Source organism: Hymenobacter agri, from assembly GCF_054778495.1.
Genome location: NZ_BAAGZM010000816.1, coordinates 1 through 1538, shown reverse-complemented (window position 1 = coordinate 1538; position 1538 = coordinate 1). Strand labels below are relative to the sequence as shown.

At 67.9% G+C, this 1538-nt stretch carries 1 protein-coding gene; it reads right to left on the bottom strand.

All coding sequences use genetic code 11. From position 1 onward, the window contains the following. A partial coding sequence (locus tag ACYVDE_RS22445) for an AAA domain-containing protein (RefSeq protein WP_460503758.1) occupies positions 1-1538 on the bottom strand: 1538 nt, incomplete at both ends.

Below are 1538 nucleotides of genomic sequence, written 5' to 3'. Positions count from 1 at the left end.
CGCAGGCGGTCGCGGTCGCGGGCCGAGCGGGCGCTGTGGTACATGGCCCCGTCGCACTCGATGCCCAGCACGTAGCGGCCGGGCTGTTCGGGGTCGACCACGGCCAAATCGATGTAAAAGCCTTGGCTGCCTACTTGCGGCCGCAGCTGGTAGCCCCGCGCCGTGAGGGCCCGGAGCACGGCCTCCTCAAACGGTGATTCCGGGGAGCGGCCGGTGTCTTCGGCCTGCGCGAGGCGGCCGGTTTGGGCATATTCGAGGAAGGTTTTGAGGGCAGCCACGCCCCGGGCGGCGGTGCGGCTCAGGTCGAGGTCGTCGGCGCTGAGGCTGGTGAAGACCTCACACCGCTGCCGGGCGCGGGTGATGAGCACGTTGAGGCGGCGCTCGCCGCCGTCGCCATTCAGCGGGCCGAAGCTCATGGCGAGGTAGCCTTCGCGGGTGCGGCCGTAGCCGATGCTGATGAAAATCACGTCGCGCTCGTCTCCCTGCACGTTTTCGAGGTTCTTGATGAAGAAGGGCTCGTGCGGGTGCTGGCTGAAAAACGCTTCGGTTTCGGGGTGTTGGCGGCGTTGGATTTCCAGCGCATCTTCGATGGCTTGGCGCTGGGCCATGCTGAATGCCACCACGCCCAGCGTGAGGCCGGGCCTGGTGCGGGCATGGTGCAGTACGGCGGCGGCCACGGCGGCGGCTTCGCCGGGGTTGGTGCGGGTGGTGCCGCGCTCATAATAAGCATCGGGCAGGTGATGGTAGCGCAAGCCCAGTTCGCCGGCCGGCCCGCCGGGGCTGGGGAAAACTACCAGCCGGTCATCATAAAACAAGTGGTTGGAAGGCGCAATCAGCGACTCGTGGCGGGAGCGGTAGTGCCAGCGGAGCAGGCGCTCGGGCATCTGGCGGGCCCGGCACAGCTCCAGAATGCTGGGAATGTCGGCGGTGGGGTGCTCCTCGTCGGGGGTGTCGCCAGACTCGGTCAGCGCCTCGAAGAAGCTGCTGGGCGGCAGCTGTTTGGAGTCACCCACTACCACCAATTGCCGGCCGCGGGCAATGGCCCCGAGGGCATCTACGGGCTTCACCTGGCTGGCTTCGTCGAACACCACCAGGTCGAACTCGACCGCGCCGGGCGGCAGGTAAGCGGCCACCGATAGCGGCGACATCAGCATCACCGGCTTGATGGCCTGCACGGCGCGGCCGGCGTCCTGCATCAGGCGGCGCAGTGGCAGGTGGCGGGTTTTTTTGGCGAATTCCCGGCTGAGCACGCGCATTTGGCCACCTGCCTGCAAGCTCGGTAGGCTCTCGAAATGCCGCTGCATGGCCCGAATGCGATGGTGGAACAGCGCGGCCTGGTCGGCCTGCCGGAAGCGGGCGGCCGTTTCCTCATGGCTCGCCCGCTCGAACCGGCGCAGGACCGGCTGCTGCTCGTAGGCGGTTTTCAGCAGGAATTCGAGCCAGGTCTGGCGCACGGCCAGTGCCAGGAAGCGGGTGGCCTCGGGCCAGCCTTCGGCCAGTAGTAGCAGTTCCGGCCGCTGCTCGTCGCGCACGGTGGC